Raw genomic sequence first — 14,460 nt, forward strand, 5'->3', positions numbered from 1 at the left:
AAACAAGAGACCGATCATCAGATCGGTCTCAAAAGGGTGATTTCGCTAACGGTTACAGCACGCCACGCTTCATTTGATCGCGCTCGATGGATTCGAACAACGCCTTGAAGTTACCCTCGCCAAAGCCGAGGTTGTTCTTGCGCTGAATAATCTCGATAAAGATGGGGCCGAATAGGTTTTTGGTGAAGATCTGCAGCAGGTAGCCACTGTCATCCCCGTCCACCAGAATTTGATGATGCTTTATCTTGTCACGGTTTTCCGTCACCTGCGGCACCTTGTCGAAGATGGTGTCGTAGTATTCAGGGATGATGTCCAGGGTCTCGATTGAGGTTCCTTCCATGGCATCGAGCGAGGCGACGATATCCCGGGTGCGGAACGCCAGATGTTGCACGCCCGGGCCGTTATATTCGCGCAGGTACTCATCAATCTGGTTTTTGTCGTCACCTTTGCCCTCATTGATGGGAATACAGAAGCTACCATCGGGAGAGCGCAGAGCGTAGGAGACCAAGGCGGTTTGTACGCCGCTGATATCGAAATAACGCACTTCGGTGAATCCGAAGATATCCTTATAGAAATCAGACCATTGTTCCATAGTACCCTTGTGGACATTGTTGGTTAGGTGATCCACTTCCATAAAGCCTTTTTCAGGGACTATCACAGGGGCAGGCAGGTCGATAAAGTCTGTCTTGTAGATATTATTCTGCTCGCCGAAACGGTCGATGAAGTAAATCAGGCTGTCGCCTATACCATAGATTGCCGGGTAGGGCAGATCAGTGTGGGCCTGATCTGCCGGGCGGGCGCCGCGGGATACCGCCAGTTGCAAGGCATAGTTGGCATCTTCTACCCGCCAACCCATGGAGCAGATGGCCGGGCCATGGTGCTTGGCAAATTCGGCGCTGAAGCCTTGACGCTCCTTGTTGAGCAGAAAGTTAATGTCGTTCTGCTTGTAATAGAAAATCTCCCTGTCCTTGGCTTTTTTCAGCATGGAGAAACCAAAGTCGATAAAGACCTGGTGCATGAAATCACTGTCCGGGGTTGCAAACTCGGTAAATTCGATACCGAGCAGTCCCAGTGGATTCTTTTCGCTTGCCATTTCTATGTCCTCTTCAATGATGTTGCTTGCGGCCATTCTCTGATGGCCTTGCTGGATATTTGTTTCCGGGCTCAGCGTTCGAGCCAGGAGCGGTTGTAATCAGTACTCATGCAGCTCTGCACATGGGTGGTTAACTGCAGCGGGGCAAAGGTGTCCACCATAACGGCGTATTCATAGGTGTCTTTCTTGCCGATGGAGGCTTCGGTGCGCCCGGGCTGTGGCCCATGAGGCACGCCTTTTTGATGCAGCGTCAGGTAACCGGCTTCTATGCCGGTGCGGCTCATAAAGTCGCCATCCACATAGTAGAGCACCTCGTCACTGTCGATATTGTTGTGGTAGTAAGGTGCCGGGATCGCCTTGGGATGGAAGTCGTAAGGTCTGGGAACAAAGTTGCAGATAACAAAATTGTGGGCGGTAAACACCAGATGATCTAAGGGGGGCAGGTGAATCTTGCCTACCTTGGGCGCGTACTCTGTGATGTTGAAGGCCCAGGGGTAGACAAAACCGTCCCAACCCACCAGATCAAAAGGATGCCATTCCAGCTGAGTCAGTTGATATTTGTCGCCAAACTTGCTGACCAGTTGGAACTCCCCTTGCTCGACCCTGGCCTCTGTCAGTTCGGGTACCCGGATATCCCGCTCGCAATAGGGCGCCGACTCCAGCAACTGGCCATAGTCATTGCGAAAGTGTTTGGGGATCTCCACCATGGAGAAGGATTCGATCACCAACAGGCGCACATTACTGTAGTCCTTGAATTTCAATTGATAGGTGGTGCCGCGGGGGATCACCAGATAGTCCCACTTTTGTACTTTGAGCTTACCGTATTCACTTAAGAGCTCGCCTTCACCCTCGTGGATAAATACCACCTCGTCGGCGTAGGCATTACGGTAAAACAACTCGGTATCCTCGGTGACTCTGGCAGTATAAATCGCCAGATCCTGATTGAAGAAAATCTTGTTGCGGGCACAGAAGAAATGCCCCTGCCTGTCGGCCTGTTTGCTGTCCAGCTTATAGTTCTGTACCAGGGAGTCCTGCCACACTTCACCATGGCTAAGCTCAAAAGGCTCAACGGTTAACGCCTTGGTAGGCATATTGTGGTGGTACTTGTTGGAATAGATATTGGAAAAGCCATGGGTTGAAAACAGCTCTTCACGGTAGAGTTCACCGGATGGCTTCTCAAATGCGATATGGCGCTTGTTGGGAACCTGCCCCTGTTTTACATAAAATGGCATCTGACTCTTCCTTGGTGGCGCTTGCTGTTAACCTTCTTTGGGAACCTTCGGCGGCCACTGTTGTTATTCTTGTTCTCTTTGCACTCTTTTCTGCCGGAATTGCCGGTCGCTGGCAGCGCAAATGAGCCGTTTTTGTGATCTATCTTTCAATTTAGTTGCGCGCTTGTACAAAAAAAAGAATAATTATTCGGCATACTCAATCTAAAAATTTGATTGTCTTGTTGGATTTACAGGAGTGTAAACCTTGCGTATCGATATCGACGCCTTCAATGTGCTTAAGGTGGTGGTGGAAGAGGGCAGTTTTGCCAAGGCGGCAGAGCGTCTGCACAAGGCGCAGTCGGCGGTGAGTTATCAGATAAAGAAACTGGAACAATATCTTGGCGTTAATCTGCTTGACCGTAATCAATACCGGGCCGAGCTGACTCACGAAGGGCGGGTTATTCTGGCCGAGGGACAACGTTTGCTGGCGCATCTTGGCAATATAGAGCATCTGGCCAGCCGTTTCAGTGAGGGCTGGGAGCCCAGATTGGAGCTGGTGATAGACGGCGCCTTGCCGATGGAGCCTATCATGACCGCCCTCAAGCGCATGACAGAGCATAAGATACCGACCAAAATCCAGCTCAATATGGAGTTTCTCGGTGGGGTACAACACAGGTTTGAGCGCGACAGCGCCGATCTTATGTTGGTGAAAGACTATCGCAGTGGCCCCAGTTACCACCCCAAGCCCCTGCCTGCTATCACCAGCGTGTTGGTGGCAGGTAAAGACCACCCCTTGACTTCGCGCCGCGGCATTACCCTGTCAGAATTGCAGCAACATGTGGAGCTCACCATCGAAGACTCATCACCGGTCAAGAGCCAGCGCGATGAGCTGCAGTTCGGCGGCGACAAGGTCTTTTATCTCTCCGGTTTCATCATGAAAAAGAACGCCTTGCTCAAGGGCCTGGGTTTTGGCTGGATGCCGGACTTCCTGATAACCGAAGAGTTGGCTTGTGGTGATTTAAGTGAGCTGGACTTTGTCGGCGGCAGCCGTTTTCGTTTTATTCCTCAGTTGGTGTCGACGCTGGAGCGGCCTCTTGGCCGCGCAGGAAGGCTGTTTACTGAGCTGATTCTGGAGGAGTTTGAGCGCTTTAAGGGGGATAATGCCAGCGGTCTGGGTTGAAGCATTCTGTTACTTTTTACTCAAATCACATCCGTCTCCTCACTTGCTGTTTTGACATTTTATGTCATAGACTGAGTGCCAGGTCATTCAGACCCTAAACCATTGAGGGGGAGTTTCAATGAGCAAGAACAGCCATGAAGTGGATTATGAGATCAAGGGCGAGAGCATGCAGCTGGTTGAGGTGGAGCTGGATCCCGGTGAAACCGTGATCGCCGAGGCGGGCGCCATGACTTACATGGAGGAAGGGATCAGTTTTGAAGCGCGCATGGGCGATGGCTCAGAGCCGGATTCAGGATTCTTTGGCAAGTTGATGGGGGCCGGTAAACGTATGCTGACAGGTGAAAGCCTGTTTATGACCCATTTCAGCAATCAGGGCCAGGGCAAACGTCGGGTGTCGTTCGCCGCACCTTATCCTGGCACTATTCTGGCAATCGATCTCGATGAGGTCGGCGGTGAACTCATTTTACAGAAAGACAGTTTCTTGGCCGCGGCTATGGGTACCCAGGTGACCATGAGGTTCAATAAGCGCCTGGGAACCGGTTTCTTCGGCGGTGAAGGCTTTATTTTGCAGAGCCTCAAGGGTGATGGCATGGCCTTTATTCACGCAGGTGGCACTTTGATCCGTAAAGAGCTCAAGGGCGAAACCCTGAGAGTGGATACCGGCTGTCTGGTGGGCTTTACCAACGGCATCGATTACGACATCGAGAGGGCCGGCTCTCTCAAATCCATGGTGTTTGGTGGTGAAGGTTTATTTTTGGCGACACTTTCAGGCCATGGCACAGTGTGGCTGCAGAGCTTACCGTTTTCCCGTATGGCCGACAGGATCATTGCCCATGCGCCTTCCGCCGGTGGCAGTGACAGGGGCGAGGGCTCAGTGCTTGGCGGAATTGGCCGTATGCTGGATGGGCGCTAAAGCGCTATTGGCGAAACTACCGGCAGAGGTAGCAGTAAAGATTAAGGTAAAGATAGCAGCGAAGAAAAGCAGTCAAGCGCTTAACTCATTTTGCAAACAAAAAAGCCATGGTTTCCACCATGGCTTTTTGCTTTTGAACTTAGGGCTCTTGATAAGGGTATCAGTGTTCCAGGATCTCAATGATCCTGCGGGTCTTGTCGTGCAGCTTGAACAGTGTGCCTTCAATGTCGACCGTTATCAGGCCATCATTGCCCAGGGGCACAACTACTCGGCCGCGAGCATAAATATCATTATCAAGAATATCGCCCCTGTGATAACGCTTTTGCCAACCTGGAGGCAAAGGTTCACCCCGAGCGGCTTTCTTTTGCAGTCCAGGGGGTAAATCTTTATGGTCTTTATCCTGCTTGGCCAAAACGGCCGGACTGGCCAGCAAGGCTCCCAGGCTGATTGCTACCAAGGTTTTGGATAATTTGTTTGTCATAGTTTCTCTCCTGCGAGTAGAAGAATACGTTGCCATTCCTGCTCTGTGACCGGTTGCACGCTCAGCCTGGCCCCTTTTTGTACCAGATACATATGTCCGAGCTGCGAGTCTGCCTTGATCTCTTTCAAGCTAACTGTTCTGGCAAACTGACGTTCAAAGCCGATATCCAGCTGGAACCAGCGCGGTGACTCTGGGCTCGACTTGGGATCAAAGTAGGGTGACTCAGGATCCCAGGCCGTGGTATCGGCTTTGGCCTCTCCGACGACTCTGGCAGTGCCCACCACGCCCGGCGTTTTGCAACTGGAATGATAGAACAAAATGGCGTCGCCGATTTGCAGTTCATCGCGAATAAAGTTGCGGGCCTGATAATTGCGGATCCCGCACCAGGGTTCCACCTTGACCCGCTGTAGATCGTCGATACTGAATTCATCGGGTTCGGATTTCATCAACCAGTACTTCATGCTGGCACTCCTTGAGAGTTTTTACCAGAAAAGCTTACCAGCCTGTTAAGCACTTATTCAGTAAGGCAAGGGCAGACTGACTTCATTAGATTGGTAGATTATGCATTATTGTGATAATCGATGTAAAAGATTAGGAGTCGCCTATGGCCTCACTTAGCCTGACAGCTTTAACTGCTGATTATCAAACCTATCGTCATGATTTTGCCCGCGGGGAACTGGATTACGACCCCGCGACAGTCCATAAATTTGTTGCTGAAATGAAGCGCCAAGGCATGCTGCTCAACGAGTTCAGTTGGGATGATTGGTATCAAAACAGCCATATGGTCGACAGGCCTGAATATATCGCCGATGCTTCCTTGTATGAATGCCGCTTGCTGCTCAGTGCCATGGCGCGCTTAGAGCGTTTCAGCCCGGGTGTCCTGCAGAATATGCGCCGCCAGGGGGTCATGTTGGCCTTACTGGAAAGAATGCAGCAACTGCAAAAGGCAGCCTGAGAATATCCCGCGGCTGATCTTATATCGTCCATTTTGCTGCCATGATCCCGTCATCGGCAGGCTTTTTATTAAGGGCTCCTTTGGTGGCCCTTATGGTTTTTGAGCCATTATTCTTTAGTCTAAAAGCCGGTTTCCTTGCTTGTTATTCCAATGCGCCATTCGTTAGAGTCGTTATGAACCCTGCGCCCAGGCCGCAGTGAAAGCCGATCATTGCCGCTGCTTTTGATACTTTTCAGATGCCGCCAATATGGCTTCACACTGTGAGGGGAGGGCCGCCGGCTCAGGGTGACAGACTCTTCCTATAACGATAAAACAACGCACGGAGGCTTAGATGTCTGCCAACAAGACAAGCAAGCAACTCAATGATTTACCTCTGTCACAGAGCCGTTATCTGGGGCACAGTAATACTCCCTTGATAGACAAGACCATAGGTCAGTATTTGCAGGATATCTGCAACCGCTATCCAGACAATACAGCTGTGGTGATGCATCATCAGCAATTGCGCTGGAGTTATGCGCGCTATCTTGAAGAGATAGATAAGTTGGCCACAGGCCTGCTGGCGTTGGGTATCGGCCCCGGGGACAGGGTCGGGATCTGGTCGCCTAATAATATCGAGTGGTGTCTGACTCAGTTTGCCACCGCCAGAATTGGCGCCATCATGGTGTGCATCAACCCGGCTTATCGCCCGGAAGAGCTGGAATATGCACTTACCAATGTGGGCTGTAAGGCTCTGATCACTCACGATAAGTTTAAGTCCAGCGATTACCTGGCGATGCTGAATGAGTTGGCGCCGGAACTCAGCGATGCCGAGCCTGGTAAGCTGGTGTCCAGTCGTCTGCCGGAACTGCGCTGCGTTATTCGCACCGGTAGTGACAAGACGCCGGGCATGCTGAATTTCCCCGAGGTATGTGCCATGGGCTCTGAGGCGGAATATGCCGATCTCAAAGGCATAGGTGAACGTTTATCGCCCCATGAGGCCATCAACATCCAGTTCACCTCAGGCACCACGGGTAACCCCAAAGGCGCCACTCTGACCCACCATAATATTCTCAACAACGGTATGCTGGTGGCCGACGCCATGGGCTTTGGCCCGGATGATAAGCTTTGTATTCCCGTGCCCCTGTATCACTGTTTCGGTATGGTGCTGGGGAATCTGGTCTGTCTGGCCAAAGGCGCCACGGCGGTATTCCCATCCGATGCCTTTGACCCTACTACTACCCTCAAGGTGGTTGAGCAGGAGCGCTGCACCGGATTGCATGGGGTGCCGACCATGTTTATCGCCGAATTGGAGCTGGCCAATTTCCAGGATTATGACCTCAGCAGCTTGCGCACCGGGGTGATGGCCGGGGCCACCTGTCCTGAGGAGTTGATGAAACGGGTGCATAAGCTAATGCATATGACGGAAGTCGTTATCGCCTACGGCCAAACGGAATGCAGCCCGATCAATAACATGACAGAGGTGGAATCTTCATTCGAGAAACAAGTCACTACCGTTGGCCGGGCACTACCCCATACCGAGGTGAAGATCATTGATGAATTCGGTGAGATTGTGCCTGTAGGTCAGCCGGGTGAAGTGTGTAGCCGAGGTTATTGTGTGATGCAGGGTTACTGGAACGATCCGGCCAAAACCCAAGCCACCATAGATAAAGAAGGCTGGCTGCATTCGGGCGATCTCGGAGTGATGGACAGCGAAGGATATGTGCAGATAGTCGGTCGCATCAAGGACATGATTATCCGAGGTGGAGAGAACATCTATCCGCGGGAGATTGAAGAGAAACTCTACACCCATAGTGAAATTCAAGACGCTGCAGTATTCGGGGTACAGAGTGAAAAATACGGTGAAGAGGTGTGCGCCTGGATTAAGATACGTCCCGGCAGTACTGTCACTGAAGATGAAATCCGTCATTTCCTGACCGAGAAGGTGGCTTATTTCAAGGTGCCGCGTTACATCAAGTTTGTTGAACAATACCCTATGACGGTCACAGGCAAAATCCAGAAGTTCCGCATGCGTGAGCTGATGTATGAAGAGCTGCACCGGGATATCAATGGTTGAGTTATTTAAACCGCAACAGTAAAAGAGAAGCGCCGCATTGCGGCGCTTCTTTATGGTATGAATTACTTGCCGAAAGGAATCGGCCTTGGAGTGTCCTTGTTGGATGGAGGCAGAATGGGCATTTCTACCTTGGGCTGTTCGCCGGTCAGCGACTTGAGGAAGGCCACCATCTCTAGGGTTTCTTTCTCGGTCAGCTTCTGACCCAACTGGATATCCGACATGGTGTTGACCGCCTCTTCCAGCTCCCAAACACTGCCGTCATGGAAGTAGGGGTAGGTGAGTTCAATGTTACGCAGTGTCGGCACCTTGAACACCATCTTGTCGGCTTCTTTACCCGTTACTGCCTTGCGGCCTTCAGCAGGGTTATCCGTGTGGAAAGGCTTGATAAGTCCCATTTTCATATACATGGTGCCACCGACCGCCGGACCATTGTGGCAAGCGACACAGCCCTTGTCCTTGAACAGCTGATAACCCGCTTTGGCTTCGGCGCTGATGGCATTTTTGTCGCCTTCCAAATACTTGTCAAAGGCGCTGTTGGGGGTCACCAGCGTCTTTTCAAAGGCGGCAATTGCATCTGTGATCCTGTCAATGTTGACCTCTTCAGAGCCGTAAACCTGCTTGAAGCGGGCGCGGTAAGCCGGCATGGAGGCAACGGTTTCGGACGCCAGTTCATGAGTAAAGCCCATCTCCTTGGGGTTGGCTATAGGACCTGCAGCCTGTTCCTTGAGATCTTTGGCGCGGCCATCCCAGAACTGTGCCAGCATATAATCGGCGTTCAATACGGTAGGTGAGTTGATAGGGCCTTCTTGCCAGGCATGACCGATAGAGGTTGGCAGGGCATCTACCCCTCCGATGGAAAGATTGTGACATGAATTACAGGAGATAAACCCGGACTTTGATAATCTGGGTTCGAAGTAAAGCATTTTTCCGAGTTCGACTTTTTCCGGCTCGGTGATTTTCACCGGCTTGATAATTTCGATAGGCTCAGCCGCCTGAGCCGCAGTCATCCCGAGGGCTGCAGTTACAGCCATGACCAGTGCTTGATATCTCATTGCTATCACCTCTAATAGGCTTACTTTGTGTGTGGTTATTTACCCATCATAGTGATAGAAGAAGAGCTTTGACAGATGTTAATATCGATTGGCTCTATCGTTGATTTAGATAGATTTTTTGTGATGATTGCCGCGGTTTTAGCCTCTAATTTTAGCTATCTTACCTAAATCGAACTTTTTCACATTTTCATCTCTCGTCACACTTTGGTTTAAAGTGTGCGGTAAGCTGTATTTTTGTGTGTCCGGCGCTGATTGAGACTGGTCGCTGCCAGACATCGACAAGCTATACTCTGTTAACTTCCGGAATGCTTATGGGGTTGGCCTTGGCAAGAATGGAGTGACATTATGGCAAAAACAGCTATCACCTTTTTCGGCCGTTCCGCGCTGTTCATACTCTTGTTGTTGTTACTTTATAGTGGCAGCCCTGTGGCTCGCGCTGATACCCTGCAGTTGAGCTCGCTTAATTGGCCTCCCTACAGTGGCCAAATGCTGCAACAGCAGGGAGCCTGTGTTGCCGTGGTCAAGGCAGCGCTTGCCGCCATGGGCCATGAACTTAAAGTCAATTTCTACCCCTGGAGTCGGGCGATAAAGTTGGCAGGCATGCCCGGCTCTCCCTATCTTGGTTATTTTCCCGAGTATTATCACCAAAGCGATAAGTTTATCTTTTCCAAGCCATTGGGCTTTAGTCAATTGGCCTTGGTGGAGCAAGTCCAGCGGCCCGTGAGCTGGCAACAGTTGCAGGATTTGCAGCGTTACAATCTCGGGGTGGTCAAGGATTATGTTAATACCGAGAGCCTGGATCGGGCCATGGACTCAGGCCGGCAACCCTTCGAGCTGGCCAATTCCGATGAACAAAACCTTCGCAAATTGGCGGCCGCCAGAATTGATGCCGTGGTGATCGATGCCAATGTTTATCGTTATCTGCTGCGGCAACAGGGGATGGAAGAGTTGGAGGGCAAGCTTAAACTGAATCGGCAATTGCTGGCCAGCAAAGGCTTGCTGGTGGCTTTTCGAAATTCCGAAGAGGGGCAACGTTGGCGGGATATTTTCGACCAGGGATTGGCCCGAATTGATGCCAAGAGCATATTGGAGCAACACTTAAAGTATCATTGAGTTGTCATCCAAAGCGGTTAAATTGAGCACTTTACCCCAGATGGACGGGTCTGTGACAGAAAGTGCCTATGAGCTTGAGCTGCTTGCCGAGCTGGAGCATAAATACCAACAACACTTGAATGCTCGGTCTTTGGCCCAAGTCGGCTTTGCCGATAAGACGCACGATGTGCGGGCGCTGGAGCTGGGAAACCCAAACGCCAGGGTGCCCACTGTGCTGTTCGTCGGCGGCGTTCATGGGGTAGAGCGTATCGGCAGCCAGGTGATACTGGCGCTTCTTGGCAGCCTGTTGACCCGCTGCAGTTGGGATAAACATCTGCAGCTGATGCTAACCCAGATACGGCTGGCGTTTGTACCTGTGTTGAATCCCATCGGCCTTATCCGGGGAACCCGCGCCAATGGCAATGGGGTCGATTTGATGCGCAATGCTCCCATAGATGCCCGCGGCTCAGTGACTTTTATGGTCGGCGGTCAACGGCTTTCCCGCCATCTTCCCTGGTATCGGGGCCGCAGCAATCAATTGGAAGTCGAGACCCGGGCGATAATTGACTACAGTAATGAACTTATGGCCCGCGGTAGCAGCTTGATTGTGCTTGATGCCCACTCAGGTTTTGGCCTGGTGGACCATATCTGGTTTCCCTTTGCCTGTAAGGATACGCCTTTTGCCCGCTTGGGGGAGGTGTATCATCTAAAGCAGTTGTTCGAAATGAGCTACCCCCATCATTGTCACTATCATATTGCGCCCCAAAGCCGCTTCTATCGCACCCACGGTGATATTTGGGATTATTTGGTCAGTTGTAACCCCAAAGTGCCTTTTCTGCCCTTAACGCTGGAAATGGGCTCCTGGGCCTGGGTCAAAAAGAACCCCAGACAATTGCTGCGTTTCTCCGGTTATTTCAATCCTCAAAAGCAGCACAGGCTGCAGCGAATTTTGCGGCGCCACTTTACCCTGATGCAGTTTTTGCTCGATGTGGGGTATGCTCAGGTACTGGAGCAACTGCCTGAACTTCATCGGCATCACCTGGATTATCAGGCACGAAACTTTTGGTATCCACAAGCGGCGGAGAAACCAAGTCATGACTGAGCAGCAAACCTGGGTGTTGATCCGCGGCTTGATGCGGGATAAACGTCATTGGCAAGCCTTTGCCGATAATCTCCTGGCGGCGGGGTTTAGGGTGGAGCTCATCGATCTGCCTGGAAATGGCGATAGGGTGTCGGATACCAGCCCCTGGGCTATTCAGGATTATGCCGACTTTGTTGCAGATGAACTGCTGCGACGCAAGGTGGGTAAATGCCGAATATTGGCTATCTCCATGGGCGCTATGGTGGCCATGGCACTTGCCGGGAAAAATGACGCTGAAGCCGGCTGCCAAAAGGAATTTCAGATTGAGGGGCTGTTATTGCTCAACAGCAGCGCCGCCGATCTTTCGCCTTGGTATCAGAGATTTCGGCTGCAAGCCCTGCTACACGCCCTGTGCTCCAGAGTCAAAGGCGAGGGCATTCAATGGCGCGAGGCGACGATTCTTGCGCTTACCAGCCTTGCCCATGCCAAAGACAAGCCTCTGTGCCGTCACTGGAGCCAACTGGCGCTTGAGGCCAAAACCACACTCGCCAATGGCCTGCGACAAATTGTTGCCTCGGCCCGCTTTCGCTCTCCAGCTAAGCTGTGGGTGCCGGCGACCATTGTTTATGGCTGTGATGACCGCCTGGTTTCGCCCAAGTGCAGCGTTCGCCTGGCAGGTAAATATCGGCAAAAGCCGGTTCCTTTTTGCCGCTGCGGCCATGATGTGGCGCTGGATAGGCCTGAGTTATTGTTGGAGTTGGTGCAGCGCTTGAGTCGACAAACGTCTTAGACTTGCTTGGGTAAAGCCGGAGCCCAGGTCGAAATCGAAGCAGATATCCGACCTGGGCTTTGTGATTAATGAGAGGCGACCACTGTCTTGCCTATGGGCGTTAAAGAGAGCAAGGCCAGTTTCAGGTGCTGAATGCCAAAAGGTATGCCTATGATGGTGACAAAGCAGGCCAGGGCGTGGGTCAGATGGCCTATCGCCAGCCAAATTCCGAACAGCAGGAACCAGATGATGTTGCCGACCATACCCAGGGCGCCGGTGCCTAAGTCTTCGCGGCCAGAGAGCCTTTCGCGGCTGATATGTTCTTGACCGAAGGGCCAGAATGCCAGTTCACCTATGACAAAGCAGGCGCGGCCGAATGGGATACCTATGATACTGATAAAACAGAGCAAGCCGACAAACCACCAGGCTAGTCCCATGACAAAGCCGCCAAGAATAAACCAGGCAATATTAAAAATAAGACGCAAAATAGCCATTGAGTGCTCCTTTAAATGGCAGATCAGCCGCACAGTTTTGCTGTAAAGCTTGGGGATATTTCGAGTAATAGCCAGAAGCGTGCCATAATTATAACCTGTTGAATAATATTGGATATTGCTATTTATGAGCCTAGGCGGATGGCGGCGATTGGTGATTTATACCAATAAGTAGCGATAATCATCACGGAGGGGAGCCGCAATGGATTAGCCTCCAAGCCATCACTTGGTTGGCATAAAGCCAACTGGTGCCTGTGAGGATTTGTGGCCTGAATCCTGTCCTCCTTGGCGGCAAACACATACAATAGCCATCCTTTGCACACCTTAGCCTTGAAATATATCGCCACTGCCATGTCTTTAGCCGATTTCAAACTGGATAAAACCCCGGTTCAAGCCTTTGAGTTTCGAGGCCATCAGCTGTTTATCAAGCGCGATGATCTGCTTCATCCCAGTTTCAGTGGTAATAAGGCGCGCAAGTTCCGTTATTTCCTCGACCACGACTTTCCCGGTATCAAGCGCCTGATAGGTTATGGCTCGGCCCAGGCCAACTCACTCTACTCTATGGCGGCGCTGGCCGAGCTCAAAGGTTGGCAGCTGGACTTTTATGTGGATCACCTGCCGGAATGGTTGCAGCAGCAACCCCTGGGTAACTATCGCGCCGCGTTGGAATTGGGCGCACGGGTGATTGCCGTAAAGAATACGCCCAAGGCCGAGTTGATGACCGGCATGACCCTGGAGGACTTTGTCAGGCAGCATATTGTGCCTGAGTGTGAGCACAGCCTGTTTGTTCCCGAAGGGGGCCGCTGTAGTTATGCCGAATACGGCGTGGCTCAGTTGGGCGCCGAGATTTTACAGTGGCAGCAGCAACAGGCTATCGCTAATCTCAAACTGTTTTTGCCATCGGGGACAGGTACAACGGCACTGTTTCTACAGAAGTATTTTTGTGAGCAACAGGCTGATATTGAAGTGCTGACTTGCGCCGTGGTCGGCGGAGACAGTTACCTCAAAACCCAGTTGCTTGAGTTATCGCCCGATGAGGCATTGCATCCAACTATTGTTACACCCGAACGCAAGTATCATTTTGGCAAGTGTTACCCCGAGTTTTACCAACTTTGGCAAGAGCTGGAGCAAAGCGGTATCCGCTTTGAGCTCTTGTATGATCCGCTCGGCTGGCAAGTGTTGCTCGACTTCTTGCGACGTGAGGGCCGCAGCCAGGTATTGTATCTGCATCAGGGGGGGCTCCTTGGCAATGAGTCCATGCTTCCCAGATACAGGCGTAAATACGGCTGATTCAGACCAGCTGGTTACGCTTGAGGATCTTATGAGTGCGCTCAGCCAAGCGTTGCAAGGATTTGAGATCGACAAGCCCAGGCACCTCGTCATCGAGACGGGATTCCCAAAAGCATACCTCAGTGTCCAACATCTCCAGCATTTTCTTGGAGCAACCCAGGCATTTCCCGCCGCATAGGCTGGCTTCCGGCAAATTTAGTGGAATACGGCGCCGGATCTCGCTCAGCAATGAGCGCATCGCTTCCGTGGTATTCGGTTTAATGGAGCCGGGTTTAGTCGCGCGGCTTTTAGCGGCTGTGATGGATTGATTCAAGACAACACCGACAGATAAGTTTGTTAAGCATCAGCTTAATTCAAGTGGAAGGCTTGGATAATGATCTGGCGCTTGATTTACCTGTTTATCGCCATTTGGTCAGGCTGCTTCCCGGGATCACGGGAAAAGGCCTTGACCAAATGTGATGTTCTACCCGATTGCTGCTGGATAACAGTCCAATCTGCCTGAGCGCTCGATACAGTGAGAGGATAGGGGTATCGAGTGGGTATTTCGACAGTCTTACTTATTGGCGCTCAGCAACCACTTCATAAACTTGAGGGTTTCTGTACGCTTTGAGAAGGTTTGCTTCTTCTTGCCTTTGCTGTCGGTAAAGGCGATTGAGTTTTTGTTGATGGAAATTGAATCTACAGGAAAACTTACTGCGATTTCATGTCCGTTTACTTTGTATGACATAGGCCACACTCCTTATTTTCTGTTAGCGCCGATATTGGCGTATACAATCTTAACTATAGAAAATCCTTAGCA

16 protein-coding genes are annotated in these 14,460 nt (G+C 51.4%); 8 read left to right on the forward strand and 8 right to left on the reverse strand.

The genetic code is table 11. The features are described from left to right. Window positions 1-52: 52 nt before the first annotated feature. Both hppD and WKR14_RS09175 read right to left on the reverse strand, forming a co-directional pair. The gene (gene hppD / locus WKR14_RS09170) at window positions 53-1,093 is read right to left on the reverse strand and encodes a 4-hydroxyphenylpyruvate dioxygenase (RefSeq protein WP_159353072.1); all 1,041 of its coding nucleotides are present in this window, start codon (window positions 1,091-1,093) and stop codon (window positions 53-55) included. Window positions 1,094-1,164: 71 nt separating this feature from the next. Further along, a complete protein-coding gene (locus tag WKR14_RS09175; RefSeq protein WP_339087661.1) occupies window positions 1,165-2,325 on the reverse strand; it encodes a homogentisate 1,2-dioxygenase in 1,161 nt (386 codons plus the stop codon). Window positions 2,326-2,569: 244 nt separating this feature from the next. On the opposite strand from WKR14_RS09175, the gene WKR14_RS09180 reads away from it, so the two are divergent. Both WKR14_RS09180 and WKR14_RS09185 read left to right on the forward strand, forming a co-directional pair. Next, window positions 2,570-3,484 carry a LysR family transcriptional regulator gene (locus WKR14_RS09180; RefSeq protein WP_208135882.1) on the forward strand — a complete coding sequence of 305 codons (915 nt, stop codon included), beginning with the start codon at window positions 2,570-2,572 and terminating at the stop codon, window positions 3,482-3,484. Window positions 3,485-3,602: 118 nt separating this feature from the next. Next, complete coding sequence (locus WKR14_RS09185) at window positions 3,603-4,397, forward strand: TIGR00266 family protein (protein WP_039033374.1); 795 nt, start codon at window positions 3,603-3,605, stop codon at window positions 4,395-4,397. A gap of 160 nt (window positions 4,398-4,557) precedes the next feature. Here the strand turns inward: WKR14_RS09185 and WKR14_RS09190 are convergent, their stop codons facing one another. Then, a complete protein-coding gene (locus tag WKR14_RS09190; RefSeq protein WP_039033373.1) occupies window positions 4,558-4,878 on the reverse strand; it encodes a hypothetical protein in 321 nt (106 codons plus the stop codon). Continuing rightward, window positions 4,875-5,339 carry an EVE domain-containing protein gene (locus tag WKR14_RS09195; RefSeq protein WP_101057052.1) on the reverse strand — a complete coding sequence of 155 codons (465 nt, stop codon included), beginning with the start codon at window positions 5,337-5,339 and terminating at the stop codon, window positions 4,875-4,877. Before WKR14_RS09195 ends, WKR14_RS09190 begins: the two co-directional genes overlap by 4 nt. A 143-nt stretch (window positions 5,340-5,482) precedes the next feature. Here WKR14_RS09195 and WKR14_RS09200 point away from each other — a divergent pair, with 143 nt between their 5' ends. Together WKR14_RS09200 and WKR14_RS09205 are read left to right on the forward strand one after the other, a co-directional pair. Continuing rightward, entirely contained in the window at window positions 5,483-5,833 is a 351-nt protein-coding gene (locus WKR14_RS09200) for a DUF6508 domain-containing protein (RefSeq protein ID WP_101057050.1), read from the forward strand. A 331-nt stretch (window positions 5,834-6,164) separates the two neighbouring features. Next, window positions 6,165-7,886, forward strand: a complete 1,722-nt coding sequence (locus WKR14_RS09205; protein ID WP_101057048.1) for an AMP-binding protein — start codon at window positions 6,165-6,167, stop codon at window positions 7,884-7,886. A gap of 62 nt (window positions 7,887-7,948) precedes the next feature. On the opposite strand, the gene WKR14_RS09210 is transcribed toward WKR14_RS09205, so the two are convergent. Further along, window positions 7,949-8,938: a cytochrome-c peroxidase gene (locus WKR14_RS09210; protein ID WP_101057046.1), complete on the reverse strand. Its 990-nt coding sequence runs from the start codon at window positions 8,936-8,938 to the stop codon at window positions 7,949-7,951. 345 nt (window positions 8,939-9,283) lie between these two features. Here WKR14_RS09210 and WKR14_RS09215 point away from each other — a divergent pair, with 345 nt between their 5' ends. The 3 genes from WKR14_RS09215 to WKR14_RS09225 are packed head-to-tail and all read left to right on the forward strand — an operon-like array spanning window position 9,284 to window position 11,901. Further along, window positions 9,284-10,051 (forward strand): substrate-binding periplasmic protein, encoded by a 768-nt coding sequence (locus tag WKR14_RS09215; RefSeq protein ID WP_101057044.1) that lies wholly within the window; start codon window positions 9,284-9,286, stop codon window positions 10,049-10,051. Between the two features lie 52 nt (window positions 10,052-10,103). Next, on the forward strand, window positions 10,104-11,132 hold the full coding sequence (locus WKR14_RS09220; RefSeq protein WP_229839785.1) for a M14 family zinc carboxypeptidase: 1,029 nt from the start codon (window positions 10,104-10,106) through the stop codon (window positions 11,130-11,132). Next, window positions 11,125-11,901, forward strand: coding sequence for an alpha/beta fold hydrolase (locus tag WKR14_RS09225; protein WP_224866959.1), 777 nt, complete (start codon window positions 11,125-11,127; stop codon window positions 11,899-11,901). The genes WKR14_RS09220 and WKR14_RS09225 overlap by 8 nt, the downstream gene beginning before the upstream one ends. A gap of 65 nt (window positions 11,902-11,966) precedes the next feature. Here WKR14_RS09225 and WKR14_RS09230 read toward each other — a convergent pair whose 3' ends face one another. Further along, window positions 11,967-12,374 (reverse strand): YccF domain-containing protein, encoded by a 408-nt coding sequence (locus WKR14_RS09230; protein WP_101057038.1) that lies wholly within the window; start codon window positions 12,372-12,374, stop codon window positions 11,967-11,969. Between the two features lie 348 nt (window positions 12,375-12,722). On the opposite strand from WKR14_RS09230, the gene WKR14_RS09235 reads away from it, so the two are divergent. After that, on the forward strand, window positions 12,723-13,661 hold the full coding sequence (locus WKR14_RS09235) for a 1-aminocyclopropane-1-carboxylate deaminase/D-cysteine desulfhydrase (RefSeq protein WP_165564974.1): 939 nt from the start codon (window positions 12,723-12,725) through the stop codon (window positions 13,659-13,661). A 1-nt stretch (window position 13,662) separates the two neighbouring features. Here WKR14_RS09235 and WKR14_RS09240 read toward each other — a convergent pair whose 3' ends face one another. Continuing rightward, window positions 13,663-13,899 (reverse strand): hypothetical protein, encoded by a 237-nt coding sequence (locus WKR14_RS09240; protein ID WP_339087742.1) that lies wholly within the window; start codon window positions 13,897-13,899, stop codon window positions 13,663-13,665. Window positions 13,900-14,214: 315 nt separating this feature from the next. Beyond that, on the reverse strand, window positions 14,215-14,388 hold the full coding sequence (locus WKR14_RS09245) for a hypothetical protein (protein ID WP_100145745.1): 174 nt from the start codon (window positions 14,386-14,388) through the stop codon (window positions 14,215-14,217). Window positions 14,389-14,460 lie beyond the last annotated feature (72 nt).

The sequence above is a fragment of the Shewanella chilikensis genome (assembly GCF_037953065.1).
GTDB lineage: Bacteria > Pseudomonadota > Gammaproteobacteria > Enterobacterales > Shewanellaceae > Shewanella > Shewanella chilikensis.

Excerpts from the sequence above, each read along its gene's own strand:
- WKR14_RS09225 (WP_224866959.1), top strand. The coding sequence starts at position 11,125 with ATGACTGAGCAGCAAACCTGGGTGTTGATCCGCGGCTTGATGCGGGAT.
- WKR14_RS09210 (WP_101057046.1), bottom strand. The coding sequence starts at position 8,938 with ATGAGATATCAAGCACTGGTCATGGCTGTAACTGCAGCCCTCGGGATG.
- WKR14_RS09230 (WP_101057038.1), bottom strand. The coding sequence starts at position 12,374 with ATGGCTATTTTGCGTCTTATTTTTAATATTGCCTGGTTTATTCTTGGC.
- WKR14_RS09215 (WP_101057044.1), top strand. The coding sequence starts at position 9,284 with ATGGCAAAAACAGCTATCACCTTTTTCGGCCGTTCCGCGCTGTTCATA.
- WKR14_RS09245 (WP_100145745.1), bottom strand. The coding sequence starts at position 14,388 with ATGTCATACAAAGTAAACGGACATGAAATCGCAGTAAGTTTTCCTGTA.
- WKR14_RS09235 (WP_165564974.1), top strand. The coding sequence starts at position 12,723 with ATGTCTTTAGCCGATTTCAAACTGGATAAAACCCCGGTTCAAGCCTTT.
- WKR14_RS09200 (WP_101057050.1), top strand. The coding sequence starts at position 5,483 with ATGGCCTCACTTAGCCTGACAGCTTTAACTGCTGATTATCAAACCTAT.
- WKR14_RS09175 (WP_339087661.1), bottom strand. The coding sequence starts at position 2,325 with ATGCCATTTTATGTAAAACAGGGGCAGGTTCCCAACAAGCGCCATATC.
- hppD (WP_159353072.1), bottom strand. The coding sequence starts at position 1,093 with ATGGCAAGCGAAAAGAATCCACTGGGACTGCTCGGTATCGAATTTACC.
- WKR14_RS09185 (WP_039033374.1), top strand. The coding sequence starts at position 3,603 with ATGAGCAAGAACAGCCATGAAGTGGATTATGAGATCAAGGGCGAGAGC.
- WKR14_RS09205 (WP_101057048.1), top strand. The coding sequence starts at position 6,165 with ATGTCTGCCAACAAGACAAGCAAGCAACTCAATGATTTACCTCTGTCA.
- WKR14_RS09190 (WP_039033373.1), bottom strand. The coding sequence starts at position 4,878 with ATGACAAACAAATTATCCAAAACCTTGGTAGCAATCAGCCTGGGAGCC.
- WKR14_RS09240 (WP_339087742.1), bottom strand. The coding sequence starts at position 13,899 with ATGCGCTCATTGCTGAGCGAGATCCGGCGCCGTATTCCACTAAATTTG.
- WKR14_RS09195 (WP_101057052.1), bottom strand. The coding sequence starts at position 5,339 with ATGAAGTACTGGTTGATGAAATCCGAACCCGATGAATTCAGTATCGAC.